The 15,718-nt window shown below is 50.9% G+C and carries 15 protein-coding genes and 2 pseudogenes; all 17 read right to left on the reverse strand.

Annotated features, from left to right (window positions below):
- Positions 1-12 precede the first annotated feature (12 nt).
- A complete protein-coding gene (locus LN050_05935) occupies positions 13-1,191 on the reverse strand; it encodes a glycosyltransferase family 4 protein (protein ID UFS55399.1) in 1,179 nt (392 codons plus the stop codon).
- A complete protein-coding gene (locus LN050_05940; protein UFS55400.1) occupies positions 1,188-1,691 on the reverse strand; it encodes a hypothetical protein in 504 nt (167 codons plus the stop codon). Before LN050_05940 ends, LN050_05935 begins: the two co-directional genes overlap by 4 nt.
- Positions 1,669-2,475 (reverse strand): oligosaccharide flippase family protein, encoded by an 807-nt coding sequence (locus tag LN050_05945; protein UFS55401.1) that lies wholly within the window; start codon positions 2,473-2,475, stop codon positions 1,669-1,671. The genes LN050_05940 and LN050_05945 overlap by 23 nt, the downstream gene beginning before the upstream one ends.
- Positions 2,459-3,604, reverse strand: coding sequence for a UDP-galactopyranose mutase (glf, locus tag LN050_05950; GenBank protein UFS55402.1), 1,146 nt, complete (start codon positions 3,602-3,604; stop codon positions 2,459-2,461). Before glf ends, LN050_05945 begins: the two co-directional genes overlap by 17 nt.
- Before the next feature lie 142 nt (positions 3,605-3,746).
- Positions 3,747-4,628: a UTP--glucose-1-phosphate uridylyltransferase GalU gene (gene galU, locus LN050_05955; GenBank protein UFS55403.1), complete on the reverse strand. Its 882-nt coding sequence runs from the start codon at positions 4,626-4,628 to the stop codon at positions 3,747-3,749.
- A gap of 275 nt (positions 4,629-4,903) precedes the next feature.
- Positions 4,904-5,791, reverse strand: coding sequence for a glycosyltransferase (locus LN050_05960; GenBank protein ID UFS55404.1), 888 nt, complete (start codon positions 5,789-5,791; stop codon positions 4,904-4,906).
- 30 nt (positions 5,792-5,821) lie between these two features.
- Entirely contained in the window at positions 5,822-6,955 is a 1,134-nt protein-coding gene (gene gmd, locus LN050_05965; GenBank protein ID UFS55405.1) for a GDP-mannose 4,6-dehydratase, read from the reverse strand.
- 11 nt (positions 6,956-6,966) lie between these two features.
- A complete protein-coding gene (locus tag LN050_05970; GenBank protein UFS55406.1) occupies positions 6,967-7,950 on the reverse strand; it encodes a GDP-L-fucose synthase in 984 nt (327 codons plus the stop codon).
- A complete protein-coding gene (locus tag LN050_05975) occupies positions 7,947-9,407 on the reverse strand; it encodes a mannose-1-phosphate guanylyltransferase/mannose-6-phosphate isomerase (protein UFS55407.1) in 1,461 nt (486 codons plus the stop codon). The genes LN050_05970 and LN050_05975 overlap by 4 nt, the downstream gene beginning before the upstream one ends.
- Entirely contained in the window at positions 9,404-9,721 is a 318-nt protein-coding gene (locus tag LN050_05980; GenBank protein ID UFS55408.1) for a MarR family EPS-associated transcriptional regulator, read from the reverse strand. Before LN050_05980 ends, LN050_05975 begins: the two co-directional genes overlap by 4 nt.
- Before the next feature lie 214 nt (positions 9,722-9,935).
- Entirely contained in the window at positions 9,936-10,976 is a 1,041-nt protein-coding gene (locus LN050_05985; GenBank protein ID UFS55409.1) for a ParB N-terminal domain-containing protein, read from the reverse strand.
- On the reverse strand, positions 10,973-11,899 hold the full coding sequence (locus tag LN050_05990) for a ParB/RepB/Spo0J family partition protein (GenBank protein UFS57341.1): 927 nt from the start codon (positions 11,897-11,899) through the stop codon (positions 10,973-10,975). Before LN050_05990 ends, LN050_05985 begins: the two co-directional genes overlap by 4 nt.
- Positions 11,900-11,961: 62 nt before the next feature.
- A pseudogene (locus LN050_05995) lies at positions 11,962-13,507 on the reverse strand (recombinase family protein).
- A gap of 104 nt (positions 13,508-13,611) precedes the next feature.
- Positions 13,612-14,052 carry a transcription/translation regulatory transformer protein RfaH gene (gene rfaH, locus LN050_06000; protein ID UFS57342.1) on the reverse strand — a complete coding sequence of 147 codons (441 nt, stop codon included), beginning with the start codon at positions 14,050-14,052 and terminating at the stop codon, positions 13,612-13,614.
- Positions 14,053-14,123: 71 nt separating this feature from the next.
- Positions 14,124-14,528, reverse strand: coding sequence for a helix-turn-helix domain-containing protein (locus tag LN050_06005; protein ID UFS55410.1), 405 nt, complete (start codon positions 14,526-14,528; stop codon positions 14,124-14,126).
- Positions 14,529-14,713: 185 nt separating this feature from the next.
- Complete coding sequence (locus LN050_06010) at positions 14,714-15,250, reverse strand: hypothetical protein (protein UFS55411.1); 537 nt, start codon at positions 15,248-15,250, stop codon at positions 14,714-14,716.
- Positions 15,247-15,654 (reverse strand): annotated as a pseudogene (locus tag LN050_06015) (glucosaminidase domain-containing protein). The gene LN050_06010 and the pseudogene LN050_06015 overlap by 4 nt, the downstream one beginning before the upstream one ends.
- Positions 15,655-15,718: the final 64 nt, after the last annotated feature.

A 15,718-nucleotide genomic window follows, 5' to 3' on the forward strand; every position in this document is an offset into this window, starting at 1 on the left:
TTGTGCCTAACATTATTTATTACCTGTAACTATTACATCATAAATAGTTGAAAACTTTTGAGCTACAACTTTCGAAGAAAACTTCATCTCACATATATTTATAGATTTTTTCTTCATTTTAACCAAACTTTCAGAATCTAAATTAGATAAATCAGTGAGCGCCGAAGCTATAGACTCGATATTCTGAGGATCAAACAAAATTCCATTATCATCGAACATATCAATTAGGCCACCAGCTCTAGAAAATAAACACGCATTACCAGTAGCTAAGCCTTCTAGGGCAAACATAGACAAACCCTCATAACGACTTGGCAAAAAAACCACATCCGAATTCTTGAGTGTAGTTATTACTTCATTATGCGGCATTTCTTCTATAAATGCTACATTTTTAATATTTTTACAATGATTAATTAACGCATTCCTCATATCACCTTTACCAACTATTGTAATTTCAAATCTATCAATCACACTCCTAGGTAAAATTTTGAGTGCATAAATAAAGTCAGTAAACCCTTTTTGATTATTTCCCAAAATATCCATTCTACCTAAACTAAAAATCTTCAATTTACCTGAAGGAGAAAAATTATCAGGAGGAAATAATTTTACCGAATTCGGCAAAATAAAAAATGATTTATTTCCAATATTTATTAGATTTTCATCAAAATAATATTTCTTTACGAAGTCAATGTGGAATGAGTTGGTTGACAAAATCCATTTTACTTTTTTAGATATCGAATTTTTTATCAAAAATTTACCAATTCTGTAATCTAACCTATTGCTAAAAAATGTATATTCAGTCTCACTTGTTGAGTGAATTCGCACGGCCATTTTATCATAAATAAAATCATCAAGAGAATCGACAAAAACAGCCCTATCAAAAGTTTCAACAATTAATAAATCATAATTTTCATCTTTAAATTTCTTTGAAACATGCTTGGCATAAAAATAATCATTTAGAAAATACCGTAACTTTGGTATCTTAACTTTAGGGAAAAGCCTTACAACTTCAAGTCTATCGCGCACCAACTCATCTTCACCGTTAGGTAGAGGAAAAGGGGTCATAACTGTAACTTCTAGATCCAGATCATTTTCTAAAATAGAATTTATTAAGTTCTGAAATGCATTCGAGTACCCTGTATTTTGAGGGTAAAACACATGGCAATAAAACATTACTTTTTTCATCATCGTCATGCTTTTAAACGAATTGTTAAATAAATATACATTGAAATAGTTACAAAAATTTCAACAACTAGCAACGCAAAAACTGTACCAACATTTTCATACACTGGCACTAGAATTAAACTTAACCCGACTCCTATAATAGCCGCGGCACCTAAAATTCTACTGAATGCTTGCTTATATCCCAAGTTAAGCATTGTTTGAATACCATATATATTACTTAATGCAATTATAAATGGCAAGAAAGCCATAATTTTCAAAAGTATAATTGACTCCTGGTATTGTTTGCCAAGTAATTGGCTGACAATTTGCTCAGCTAATAAAAATAAAATAACCGATATTATCAACATTCCTGCGCCTACAACCCAAGTTATTTTATGAATAAACTCTAATCCCGCTTGTTTGTCTTCGTGTATTTTTTTACCTATTAATGGATAAATAGCTTGTGAAATTGGTTGGTATAAACCTTTAACGGCTTGAATAATTTTATCAGCTGCTGCGAAATAACCCACAGCAAATGTTATTGGTGAACAAGCCCAATATAAAGGTTGTTGATATGGTATAAAGACTGATCGCCATACTTGAAAAAAACACATGCCAACCTTCTACAAGCTGGAACTTGATCGTGGCAGCAGTTTGCCAAACAAAACGCACATTGAATTGCTTTCTCACTAAATAGAGCGACCAAATACCAGCAACAATAAATCCCATGGATGTGAGTAATGGGACCAATAAATAATCGGCTTTTTCTTTCAAGAGAATAAATATGCACAAGGTAAAAAATACTTTAGCCCCTATATTGAAGTAGGTAATGTATTTCATTCGCTCCATTCCTTGGAATAACCAAACGGGAAACAATACTTGACCAATAACCATTCCAAAGGTTAAGAAATAAACTTGCCAATGTTGGCTAAACTTTTCAAAACTAAACACAAGCAGAGACATTAGCAGAAAACTTACCACCATTAATACAGCTTTTATCATCATCACAGAACTGAATATCTCATTGACTTTATCATTATTCTCGCGATGAATAGATATTTGTCGGGTGGCGGATAGATTAAAGCCGTAATCTGTTGTTAACATAAAGTAATTAATTGTTGCTGCTGCAAAGGCTAGCAATCCGAAATATTCTGGCCCCAAAACACGCACTAAATAAGGCACAGTGAGCAGAGGCAGAATATAATTTGCACCTTGCAAGAGTCCTAATGAAAATATATTGCCAACAAGGCGTTTTTTTTCTTCTGTGTCAGTTAGTTTTTTTTTAATTTTTTTAGCATCAAGTCGGCTCAGCAAAAAAAGCGGGAATAGTTGCTTTGTCTGCAATTATTTTTAAGGTTTTTTGACTTGCATCCAATGCCTCGGCAATGGTGACATCCATATCTAAGTATCGGTATGTGCCTAAACGGCCTAAAAAGCTTACATTGGTTTGTACTTTGGCTTTATCTATGTAATTATTAAGCATTGCCTTTTCGTTTACTAGGCGAATCGGATAATAGGGAATATCATCTTGCGTGCATTCACGACTGTATTCTTTAAAAATGACTGTTTGTTCGTGCGTTTCCCATGGTGTAAAGTATTTGTGTTCAGTGATGCGCGTGTAGGGTACATCTTGTTCACCATAATTCATCACTGCACAACCTTGATAATCACCATCGTGATCTTCACGCACAAAATCCAACGTTCTATAGCCTAAACGCCCTTCTTCATAGTTGAACCAAGCATCAATCGGCCCTGTGTAAAATACATGGTCAAACTCTTTTACTTGTTCGACTTGGAACGATGTATTTATATGGATTTGAATATTTTCGTGGGACAGTAATGCTTCAATGATCGGGGTGTAGCCCTCTTTTGGCATCCCTTGGTATTTATGGTTAAAATAATTGTCATCATAATTAAAACGAACGGGCAAACGTTTAAGTATGCTGGCTGGGAGTTCGGTTGGACTTAGACCCCATTGTTTAATAGTGTAGCCCTTGAAAAAGGCTTCATACAAATCTTTACCTATATATTTTAACGCTTGTTCTTCAAAGGATCTGGGTTCTTCGATAGTTTTATTTGCAATGGATTGAATAAAAGCTTTAGCTTCAAATGGACTTAACGTTTTATTATAGTATTGGTTAATAGTGTGTAAATTAATCGGCAATGAAAATACACGACCTTGAAATGTAGTCTTTACACGATTAATATATGGCTTGAATTCCGCATATTGGTTCACATAATTCCATACAGATTCATTATCAGTATGAAAAATATGTGGGCCGTACTTATGAAGCATTACACCGGTTTTTTCATCGCGTTCGGAATAGCAGTTTCCGCCTATATGATTGCGCGACTCAAAAATGTTTATCTTGTGACCAGCTTTGGCCAATTCTTGGGCTAATACTGAGCCGGTGAACCCCGCACCCACAATTGCAAAATTCATTTTCAGTCCTTTTTAATTTTTTTAAAACAAGTTTTTAATTTTTTCAACATTGTCATTTAATTTAGCAATTTTTGAATGAAGTAAATGCTACTCAAGCGCGCTTATCTTTTAACATGCATTTTTATTAAAATTAATTATTAAATTAAATACTTGCGAATTTAAGTTTCTGTCTTTGAGAAATCCAGGTCGAGAACTCTTCACCCACCTCTGGGTGCACTTCAGCCAAATCAACCGTGGCTTGCAAAAAGCCAAATTTACTGCCGCAGTCGTAGCGGGTGCCTTGGTAACGGTAAGCAAACACCTTTTCGCGACGCAACAACTGGGCTATGCCGTCGGTAAGCTGAATTTCGCCACCGACACCACGGGGTATGTTTTCAAGCTCTTTAAAAATGCCAGGGGTGAGAATGTAGCGCCCTGCCACGGCCAGTGTAGTGGGGGCCACTTCGGGGGCGGGTTTTTCGATAATGTCTTCGACATCGACCAAGTTGGCCGCCACACCTTTCCCGCTCACAATACCATAGCGTTGAGTATGCTCTTTAGGTACGTCTTGCACAGCCAGTATGCTGGCTTGCAGACTGGCATATTGCTTGACCATTTGGGCAGTTACATATGGCTGACCGACCATGAGGTCATCTGCCAACAGCACTGCAAAGGCTTCTTGCCCCACAAGCTCTTTGGCACACAGCACTGCATGGCCCAGGCCCAAGGCGCGGGGCTGGCGGACGTAGCTGCAGATCATGTCGTCGGGTGCAATGCTGCGCGCCAAACTCAGAAGGGCTGTTTTGCCTGCCAGCTCAAGCTCGTTCTCGAGCTCGTAGGCAGTATCAAAATGGTCTTCGATGCTGCGCTTGGTGCGACCCGTGACAAAGATCATGTGCCGAATGCCCGCAGCATAGGCTTCTTCAACCGCATATTGAATAAGCGGTTTATCAACCACTGGCAACATTTCTTTGGCAGAGGCTTTGGTGGCTGGCAAAAAACGGGTGCCCAGGCCTGCAATGGGTAATACGGCTTTTTTAATCACGGGATTGTTCTTTTAAAATCGCAACCAAAAAAGGTCACAACTGGTCAAGTAAGTGCGTCACTAGGTTTTAGCGGTTAGTGCCTCTGCAGTCATCAGGACTGCGGATAAATGCAACCCATACTTCACTATGGTCGATAGCAATGCGGTCAACGATTGCACAAAAAGGAAGCCTGAAACCGCTTTTCCTAGTGCAAGACGTCCGACAATAGCCAATGTTACAAAGGTCACTACATAACTAATGACCCGCGTTAATACCAGGGACATAAAGCAACGGATCATCTAAAAGTTCTAAGCTTTGAGTTCCAATGCCAGCGACGCACCGAAGCAATTGCGAGCACCAAGCATTGGAATCCGAAGTGTCTGAACATTGACAACAAGAATTTCGGATTACCTGTCAGAATGAGTTCACGAAGAAGCAGCGCTTGTACGTTTGCCATGTTCCTGCGCCAAGCCTGTAGCGAAGTGCTCTGGCCTGAATGAATGCGATAACGCAGTACTAGGTCAGGTATATTTGCGAATCGCATTCCCGCACGTCGCATGCGCAACCAGAGGTCCCAATCTTCGGCAAACAGACCGTAGGCATACCCGCCCACCTTAAGTACATCAGCGCGGCGCATCATGACTGATGGATGTCCCATGCAAGTTTCGAAGGGCAGACGCTCGTGGATCCTTTCGGGGTCGAGTCGCAACGGAACTGGGCGGTCAATAACTTTATCGTGCTCGTCGATGATTTGGTAGTTACCTCCGACAACACTGATGGCGGGGTTGTCACGAAGGAAGCACAACTGTCGCTCTAGACGTTGGGGCAATGCAATATCGTCCGCATCCATACGCGCAATAAACTCGCCTCGGGCATGGTGCAATCCAACGTTTAAGTTGTATGGTAATTGGCCTAGCGGCGTTCGCAAAAGGCGTACGCGGGCATCCTTCACGGCTTCCTTTTGCAGGTTAACCCAGAGTTCATCGCTGCAGTTATTTGCAATAATTAGGAGCTCAAGACTCGCCATCGATTGAGTGAGGACGCTTTCAATGGCAGATTTAAGAAACCCATCGTCGCGATTTACAGCTAAAACCACCGAAACAATTGGATCGGCGGCATCTTCCTTTATGATAAATGGCAGATTTGAATTTACCAAGTCATCTAAATATATGGATAGACTCACAAAAATTTCCGAATTAGTTCATGTACGCTGCTATTTATATTCGACGCTCACATTCACCTTATAGCCATTAGCCTTTAGCAGTGCGTGCTGTTGCGCTTGTGCTAAATCGCAGGCGAGCATTTCTTTACACATCTCTTGTGCCGTAATTTCAGGTGTCCATCCTAGCTTGACTTTTGCTTTACTAGGGTCACCTAGCAATGTTTCGACTTCTGTGGGTCGGTAGTAGCGCTGGTCAATTTTTACAATAACGTCACCAACTTTGATGGCAGGTGCTTTGTCGCCAGTTATTGCTTTGACAATAGCGATTTCATTAACGCCCTTACCCTCAAAGGCGAGGGTAATCCCTAGCTCCTCAGCAGTCCACCTAATGAATTGCCTAACGCTGTATTGCACACCAGTGGCAATCACAAAGTCTTCAGCTTTGTCTTGCTGCAGCATCATCCATTGCATGCGCACATAATCTTTAGCGTGGCCCCAGTCGCGCAGGGCGTCGATGTTGCCCATGTACAAGCAGTCTTCCAGGCCTTGGCTGATATTGGCCATGCCGCGGGTGATTTTGCGGGTAACAAAAGTTTCGCCTCGACGTGGGCTTTCGTGATTGAACAAGATACCGTTGCAGGCATAGATACCATAGGCTTCGCGGTAGTTGACAGTGATCCAGTAGGCGTACATTTTGGCCACTGCGTAGGGACTGCGGGGGTAGAAGGGGGTAGTTTCCTTTTGGGGGATTTCTTGCACCTGACCATACAGCTCACTGGTGCTGGCTTGGTAGAAACGGGTTTTCTTTTCCAGGCCCAGAATGCGGATAGCTTCCAGTATGCGCAGAGTGCCCATGGCATCTACGTCGGCGGTGTATTCGGGGGACTCGAATGACACGGCTACGTGGCTCTGTGCGCCCAGGTTGTAGATTTCATCGGGCTGGGTTTCTTGGACGATGCGTATCAGGTTGCTGGTGTCGCTCAGGTCGCCGTAGTGCAGTTTGAGGTTAGCGTTGTCCACATGCGGGTCTTGGTAGATGTGGTCTACGCGCTGGGTGTTGAAGCTGCTGGCACGGCGCTTGATGCCATGGACGATGTAGCCTTTTTCCAGAAGAAATTCAGCGAGGTATGAACCGTCTTGGCCAGTTATGCCGGTGATAAGAGCAACTTTTGGAGTTTTTGACACGGTATTTCCCTTCAATCCTGAGTAGCGTATTTCTTTAAAAAGTCTTTGTATGCCGCTTTGAGGCCATCTTCCAGCGCTACTTGCGCTTTCCAGCCCAGGGCGTTGAGGCGCGAACTGTCCATGAGCTTGCGTGGGGTGCCGTCGGGTTTGGTCGGGTCGGTGAGGATTTGGCCGGTGTAGCCCACCGTTTGGGCCACGGCTTGCGCCACTTCCAGAATGGTCACGTCTTGCCCCCAGCCGACGTTGATGTGGCTCAGCATGGGCTGGGTGTGTTGTTCGTAAGTGGCTTTAGGCAGGTTCATGACGTGCACGCTGGCCGCTGCCATGTCGTCCACGTACAAGAATTCGCGCTTAGGTGTGCCTGTGCCCCAGATGGTGACGGTCGGTGCCTGGCTGGCCTTGGCTTCATGGAAGCGACGAATCAGTGCCGGGATGACGTGAGAGTTTTCCGGGTGGTAGTTGTCACCGGGGCCGTAGAGGTTGGTGGGCATGACGCTGCGGTAGTCCACCCCGTGGCTGGTGCTGTACTGTCGGTTGTAGCTTTCGCAGAGCTTGATGCCAGCAATCTTGGCAATGGCGTAAGGCTCGTTGGTGGTTTCCAGCGTGCCTGTCAGCAAGGCATCTTCCCGCATGGGCTGCTCGGCCAGCTTGGGATAAATGCAGCTTGAGCCAAGGAACAGCAGCTTTTGCACGCCATTGCGGAAGGCCACGTCGATGACGTTAGCCTGCATCATCAGATTCTGATAGATGAATTCGGCTGGATATGTGTTGTTTGCGTAGATGCCACCCACCTTCGCGGCGGCCAAGTAGACCTGGTCGGGCTTTTCTTCAGCAAAAAAAGCGTTGACGGCGGCCTGATTCGTCAGGTCCAGTTCGGCATGGGTGCGGGTGACGATGCGTTCGGCCGGTTGGCCCTGAACTAGCAACTGGCGCACGATGGCCGAGCCCACCATGCCCCGGTGGCCAGCGACGTAGATTTTTGGGTGTTGGGTCATGAATGCACTCGTCCGTAGGTGTCTTCAAAACGGACGATGTCGTCTTCGCCCAAATAGCTGCCCGACTGAACCTCGATGATTTCCAAAGGGATCGTCCCGGGGTTGGCCAGGCGATGTACCTCACCCAGCGGAATGTAGGTGGATTGGTTTTCTGTCAGGGTAAGAACCTTGTCGCCGTTAGTAATCTCGGCGGTGCCGGTCACCACGATCCAGTGCTCGGCGCGGTGGTGGTGCTTTTGCAGGCTCAAACTGGCTTTGGGCTTGACCTGAATGCGCTTGACCTTGAAGCGGCCACCCTCGTCGATGCTGTCGTACCAACCCCACGGGCGATGCACTTTGCGGTGCAGGGTGTGCTCTTCGCGTTTCGTTTTCTGCAGCTGGGTGACGATGTGTTTGACATCCTGACTGCGGTTTTTGTCTGCTACCAGCACGGCATCGGGCGTTTCCACCACGATCAGGTTTTCTACGCCGACCAAGCTGACAAGGCGGCTCGTAGCGTGCACCAAGGTGTTTTTGCTGTCAGTGGTCAGTACGTCGCCCAAATGGGCATTACCAGCTTTGTCCTTTGGCAAAACATTCCAGACTGCGTCCCATGCACCCAGGTCGTTCCAGCCAGCATCGAGCGGGACCATTTTGATAGGGAAACCGCTGCCCGGACAGTGCTCCATGGCAGCGTAGTCGACGGATTCGGCCGGAATGGCAGCGAATTCAGCCTTGCCTGGGCGCACAAATTGGTTGTCTGCGCTGCGCTTGTCCCAGGCGGCCTGAGTGGCCTGCAGGATGTCTGGACGGAATTGCCCAAGGGCCTTGAGCCAAACAGAGGCTTTGAGCACGAAAATACCAGCGTTCCAGAAGTAGCCGCCCTCTTTGAGGTAGGTTTGGGCTGTGGCGGCGTCGGGCTTTTCGACGAAACGTTGGACTAACTGGATTGCTTCGGCTTTGCCTCGCAATGACGAAGCTTGGGCGGTTTGGATGTAGCCGTAACCCGTTTCTGGCTTGTCCGGTGTTACACCCAGGATGACGATGCTACCGTCGGCAGCCTCAGCCACTGCTTGTTGCAAGGCAACAGTGAGGGCCGCTGCATTGACCACCGTTTGATCTGCAGGCGTCACTACCAGCACTGGGTCTGCGCCACCTTCCGTGGCCGCCAGGGCTGCCAAAGTAAGGGCCGGTGCAGTGTTGCGTCCAACTGGTTCGAGCAAAGCGCTACCCAGCTCTATGCCTGCTTCGCGCAGTTGCTCAGCAGCCAAAAAGCGGTGCTCTTCACCTGTGACGATGATGGGATTGGCCACTGCAATGTCTGAGTTACCCAACTGGCTCAGGCGCTGTGCTGCTTGCTGGAAGAGGCTTTCGTTACCGGTCAGACAGAGGAATTGTTTAGGAAACCCGGTACGCGACAGTGGCCACAGACGGGTGCCAGAGCCGCCGCAGAGAATGACAGGGGTAACTTGAATCATGCGTTTTGCACTTTCTGGCCATCACCACCAGGGCTGCTCATTTCGAGCTTGAGAGCTTCAATTTCAAACTGAAGTTGTTCGTACTCTGTCATCTTTCGCTTCAGGAATCGGCCTGCCAGCAGGGCCTTTTCTGCAATACCTTGCGGCGTAAGCACGTAGATGTACCCAAATTTGTTCTTGCTATGGCTGAAGTTATGCACCTTGACCCAACCCTTGTCGATCAGTGCTTTCAGGCAGTAGTTAAGCCCGCTGGTGCTGACGCCCAGTTTTTCTGCAATCTCGCGCTGAGTCATGTCGGGGTTTTCTTGCAGCATGCGCAAGACTCGGAAGTAGGTGTCTTCCTGAAGTTGAGATCGGCGACTGGGCATATGAGGAGATTTGGCCACGCTACCGCCATGCCGTGTCACGATCGGCAAGCGCGTTAGGAGCTGTTCCGCAGGGGAACGTTTGTACGGATTCGCACGATTTTAAGTTCTATCAAATGAATTTTCCGTGACAACAGCAAAATATTTATCGAAAACATCAAGGTTATGTCGCTTCGCTGGCGTCTACCGGGGTGGTGTCTGCCTGCTGCTGGACGGCCTCTTCCATGCTGACGGTGTTCACCACCAGCTCAAACTGCTCCAGGATCTCTGGCTCGTGGCGCTGGATGTAGCTTTTGACGGCCTCGTTGGCCAGCAGCTTGGTGAGGTAGCCCTTGGCCACGACCAGATTGAGCAGGTCGGAGCCGTAGTTCTGCTCTGCGTCCTTGTACTGGGTCTGCACCTGGCTCATTTCCTTCTCGAGCTTGACGATCTGCTCGATGGGCGAGGTTTTGTCACGTTCGGCAGGTTTCAGGTCAGCCCGCTGCTCGGGCGGCGTGGCTTTGAGCAAAGCCTCAGCATGGGCCACGGTGATGGTGTTGCTGGCCACCATCAGCTCCACCGCTTCCACTTGCCGTGCGGCCTTCATGTTACGCAGAATGCGGGTGACGTCTGGGGTGAATTGCTTGTCTTGCAGCAAGTCAATAGCTTCGGGGCAGATGCCTTCGAGCAGGTTGATGCGGCGGTTGATGGAGCTGAGGTTGACGTTAAAAGCCCGTGCCAGACGCTCGCGGCTGACGCCTCGGTCGATGGCGCGGCGCAGCATGTAGTGTTCTTGCACCGTCGAGAGTCTGTTGATCCGGTGGTTGTACGTGTAAGTCTCTTCATCATGAGCCAGCAGGCAAGGGGCGGTGTCCATACCCAGCTCTTTAAGCGCAAGCACACGCAGGTGGCCATCCAGAAGCAGGAACTCCGGCTTTTTGGGGTCGGGCTGGATGACAGACAGTGGTTCGATGAGGCCGATTTCGTGGATGGACGAGACCACCTGCTTGTATTTGCGGGTGCTCATGGTGCCGTCCATGATCTTTTTGCTGGGCAGCAGGTGATCCAACGGCACCTGGTAGGTCTCCAAGTCGAAGCCCAGCAGGGTGTTGAGGGGCTGCATGGGCAGATCGGGTCCGCCCTCCCCTTCGGTCTGGTTGGTGGGCTGGTAGATCCCGGGGTACATTTCGGCGATTTTGGGTTGGGCGTTGCTGCTGGGGTTCATGCGGGTGCTCCTTCAAAGTGGTTGATGCGTTCGGCCAGGTACTTGGGCAGGGAGTCCAGCCCCTCGGCACGCAGCAGGGTCACAAAGTTTTCGTCGGCAAAGAGTTTTTTGAGGCCCTGCACCACCAGCAGGAGCCTCTGGTGGGCGTGTTCGGCTTTGAGGACCATCTTGCGCTGACGCTCCACCTCTTTTTGGTAGGTGCGCACCAGGCTGTAGCTGGAGGTGGGCGGCTTGATTTGGGCAGCGTTGGGCGATGACGGGCCCAACTCTTGGCGCTTTTCAATCAGGCGCTTGGCCTCGATGATCTGGCGACCTTTGAGCTGGCCGTTTTCATAAGCCTCTTGCAGCAGGTCACCCAGGTTGGATTCGCCACCTTCCCCACTGGTATTTTGCGGATCGTTGGCACTGGCGCGAGCAATCTCTAGGGCGGTGGTGAGCGGGATGGAGCCGCGCTGTACGCCCTCAATGAGGCGCTCTTCGCCCTGCTCCAGCAAAAAGACGATGTCGCGCACGTATTTGGGGGACAGGCCCGTCTTTTGGATGATCACATCCGCCGTGTAGCCCCGCTCACGCAGCAGCTCAATGTCGGCCAGGATCTCCAGCGGCCGGTAACCCCGCCGGGCGATGTTTTCGGCCAGGCTCATGATGAAGGCGTCTTCGTCGCTCACGTCCACCACCAGGGCGGGGATGTGCGTCTCGCCCAGGATACGGAAGGCATTCAAGCGCCCTTCCCCACAGACCAACACGTATTTGGGCTGGCCATCTTCACCGGCCCGCTCGGCCACGGTGATGGGCTTTTTGAGGCCGATGAGCTGGATACTCTCGACGATCTCCTCAAAGACCTTCATGTTGCGGTCACGGGAGTTGAGCACCTCGATGCGCGCAATGGGCACCATACTGACATTTTCTGGGGTGTCGGTCATCATGTGGGCCTCCTTGGCGTGTGGGTTGGGGTGGTATGCATGGATTGGGTCCTTTCAGGGGGTTAAAACTTGCGCTGGAGCCGCTGCCGCTCGGACATGCCATAAAAGAAGTTCAGGTCGTCAAACCGGAAGCACTCGAAGTTGGCGCTGTTGCGGTTGCAGACACGGATTTCCTGGTCAGGCAGGTCAAGGCGGGGCAGCAGGTAGTAGTCCAGTTCGCTCGCGTTTTGCGGGTCAAGCCGCACCGCGACCGTGATGTCTGGGTTGAAGCGTTCGGTGTCGAACCGGATGCGCCAGCGGTGTTGACCGTTGGGCAAGGTGTGGCAGCGCGCCAGCACCAGGCTGATGACCAGCTCGTCATTGAGGGTGAGCAAGTCGGTTTTTCTATCCCGGCGCACGCTGCCACCCAACTCGGCAATGGTTTCTTCGGTACGGCGCACGATCTCGGGGTGTAGTTGGCGCAGACGCCGGTTGATTTCGATGAAGCCCTGGTCACGAGTGGTGTGAAAGCCCACCAACTCATAGGCCCGGGTTAGGCTGCCAAAACGCAGCGAATATGTCAGAGCGCAGGGCATACCGGGCGCCTGGTCGATGATGAAACCCGAGAGGGTTCCGCATTCGGCATACAGCTGCTTGAGGTGGGCCAGCAGCTCTTCGTCGCTGTAACGGCGGGTGCGCTCGGACAGGACCTCCTGCGCTTTCAGAAAAATGTCGAGCGGCACAATGCCTTCAAACGCACCCTCTTTGCGGATCCACATGCCGGGTGGGTTCTTGACGTGCAGCTTCTTGCTTGAAGGATTGCCGGTTGTAGACGTTGTTACCGATGTACTTCTCGTTGGTCAGGACCTGACGCACGGTACTGTAGGTCCAGGGCCGGTCAAAGTCGGTGCGAATGCCTTGCGAATTGAGCCGGTTGGCGATGTCCCCAAATGAGGCATCCTCCTCCAGAAGCCAACGGAACATCTGCAAGACCGTGGCGATTTCATGCTCGGGGCCGGGCATGAGGATGACACGGTCGGTCTGCAGGCTCTTGTGCTCGCCGTTCTTGAGCTCGCTTTTGATGGTGCCAGTTTGGTCAATCAGCACCCTGCGCAGGCCATAACCTGCGGTGCCACCCTGCCGAAACCCCATCTCGATCAGGCGGCATTGGCCGGCAAAGACCTTGGCAGAGAGCTCGCGGCTGTACTCCCCTGCCATGGCACGTTTGACGCCTTTAACGATGGTGGAGACCGGTGATCCATCGTTTTCAAACTGCTCGGCTACATAGGCCACGTGGATGTTCTTGCGCTTACAGATGTATTCGTAATAGGCCGACTCATCCGCATCCTGAAACCGCCCCCAGCGACTGACGTCATAGACCAAGATCAGGCTGAAGTCAGTGTTGCCAGTTTCGACGTCGTGGATCAGTCGCTGCAGAGAGGCGCGACCATCGATGGACAGGCCGCTTTTACCTTCGTCGGCATAGGTGCGCACGATCTCGATGCCGCGCCGATCGGCGTATTCCTGGATCTTGTCGGCCTGGTTGTGTGTTGAGTACTGCTGATGTTCTGTGGACATGCGCACGTACTGCGCGGCTCTGAATGATTTGGGTGGTTCTTCTTGATGCATGGAGATCTGAGGTACTGCTGGGTTCTGTTCGTGCAGACCATGTTGGCTTCGAAGGCCAAGAGCTATCAAGTCATATTTGGACGCTGTGCGCAGAATTTTTGCGATCAGCCACATTTACGCAACTTGCCTGGCTCGATGCGCATGGGCACCGGCTTGTTGAGCATGGACAGCAGAATCATGGAGCGCCGCTCCGCATCGGCGGTTTGGTAAATCGCTTCGATGCCTGTAAATGGGCCATCGGTTATGACCACCTTGTCCCCTGCGGCAAAGAGCGCCTTGGGATTGGATTGCTGGAGCTGCTCACGCTCGTGCAGACTGGTGATCAGATCGGTATCGACCTTGGCCGGGTGACCACTAAACTTGACGAGTTCGCGCACGCCCAGCGTGGAGCGGATGGGTGACCAGCTCTGGCCATTGCCTGTGGCATCCAATTGCACGAACACGTAGCTGGGGAACATGGGCTCGGCCACGACCACCGGCTTGCCCCGGCGGGCCTTCTCCGCATACAACATGGGCATGTAGCACCGAAAGTTCTGCCGCTGCAGGTTGGTGAGTGCCGTGTCTTCCTGCCTGCCCTTGGTGTGGACCAGGTACCAAGCGTGGTTAGGCTGCAGGCTCAGGTCAATGACTGCCGTGACTTTCGCTGGTGGCGCCTGAGCCGGTTCCTCTGTTGGTATGGGGCCGCACCCTTGACCTTGGGGGCTGGCTTCAAGTCTTGCCGCGCGGCGGGTTTGAAGACCTCGGGGTTGCTTTCTATACCTTGGGTGTTGACACTCAAGTCGAGCGAGCGAGCAATGGCCCGGATCAGAGGCAGTGGCCGCTCGCGTTGCAGCACCTGCTTCAGCAGGGTCCGCAACTCGCGCTGTTCAAACGCCTCCAGGTCTTCCACCCTGTAGTGAACGGACAGGCCGTTCTGGAATATGGGCAGCCCATCGTCTTTCCAGCGCAGCTCCTGCAAACTGCCGGGAGTCAGGCCCAAGCGCTCGGCAGCTTCTTGGGTCGTCAGCAGCCGTGGGGTCATGAGTTGTTGCTCTTGTCATTCATGCTTGCATGAACGCTCTGCCGGACAAACAAGTCAAGCGGAACAGACGGCTGGCACAGACCTGAAAGCGACACTGGCAGATCTACGCCAGAAACGAGAAAAGACCCCGCCTGCGGCCCACCACCCCGCTGGGGATGGTGAACGCAGACGGGGTCTGGAAATGATCAAGGTTCGGGCACTGCGGGCTGTGCCGTGGCCTGCGCTTTGGATTGTTCGACATACCAGCGCTGAAACGACAACACCATGAGCGTGGTTTCGGTCGCATCGCGGGCTAATTGCTCGCAGCCGATGGCGCCCGCATCTCGGGCGGAATCAGGTACAGGGTTGGTGGTGGCTTCATCAGCGCTGGGGGCAAGCTCGGCATTGGCGGGCACTGAATCGGTTGTATGGCTGGCCGGGACGCACAGGCTGAGAGCGCCATCGCGCAGCACAGGGGCACGGCGCGCCAATATGGATTTCCGAGTTTCATAGTCGGTCGAGATCTTCTGGTTGATGCGTTCTTGCTGGGTTTGGATCTGGGCCACATGCAGGGATTGGTTCAAGGCGGAGGTTTGATGTTGCTGCCGCTCGGCGTCCCACGCTTGCTGGACATCCTGCTGTCCCTGCCGGAAGCCTGCCCCAAACAGGCCTGCAGCCAGCAGGCTTGCAACGATCCATCGCAGGGGCAAGGCACCAAGCCAAGGTAATAGCCACGAACTCATGTGGCCTCCGGTGATAGGTTCAGCGGTGGGTCCAGCGCTTCGAGCTGGTACTTGTCGATCATGGCGATCAATTTGTCTGCATAGCGCGGATCGGTGGCATAGCCCGCCTTGGCCACGGCTTGGGCGAAGGTTTTGCCTGTGGAGCAGGCGAAACAGGCGGCGTAGCGTTTGTTCCGACGCAAAAACCGCCCATGGTCTACCAAGCAGGCCTGCCAATCGGGGTAGGCACGCCAGTCCGCTGGGATGACCACCCACTGCTGGTTCAGAAACTCGCGGGTGTTGAGGGTGATGCGCGGGCCCGCCCAGCTGCGATCGGCCTTGATGCCAAAGAGGTTCATGGCCCGCTTGGCCAAGCCCGACTCACCCCAGCCGGATTCCAGGGCGGCTTGGGCCACCACGAAGCTGGCGGGGATGCCTGTCTGCAAGCGGCTGGCTTGGGCAGCTGGACCGATGAGCGCGATGAAGTCT

This window comes from Comamonadaceae bacterium M7527, assembly GCA_021044545.1.
Taxonomy (GTDB): domain Bacteria; phylum Pseudomonadota; class Gammaproteobacteria; order Burkholderiales; family Burkholderiaceae_C; genus RS62.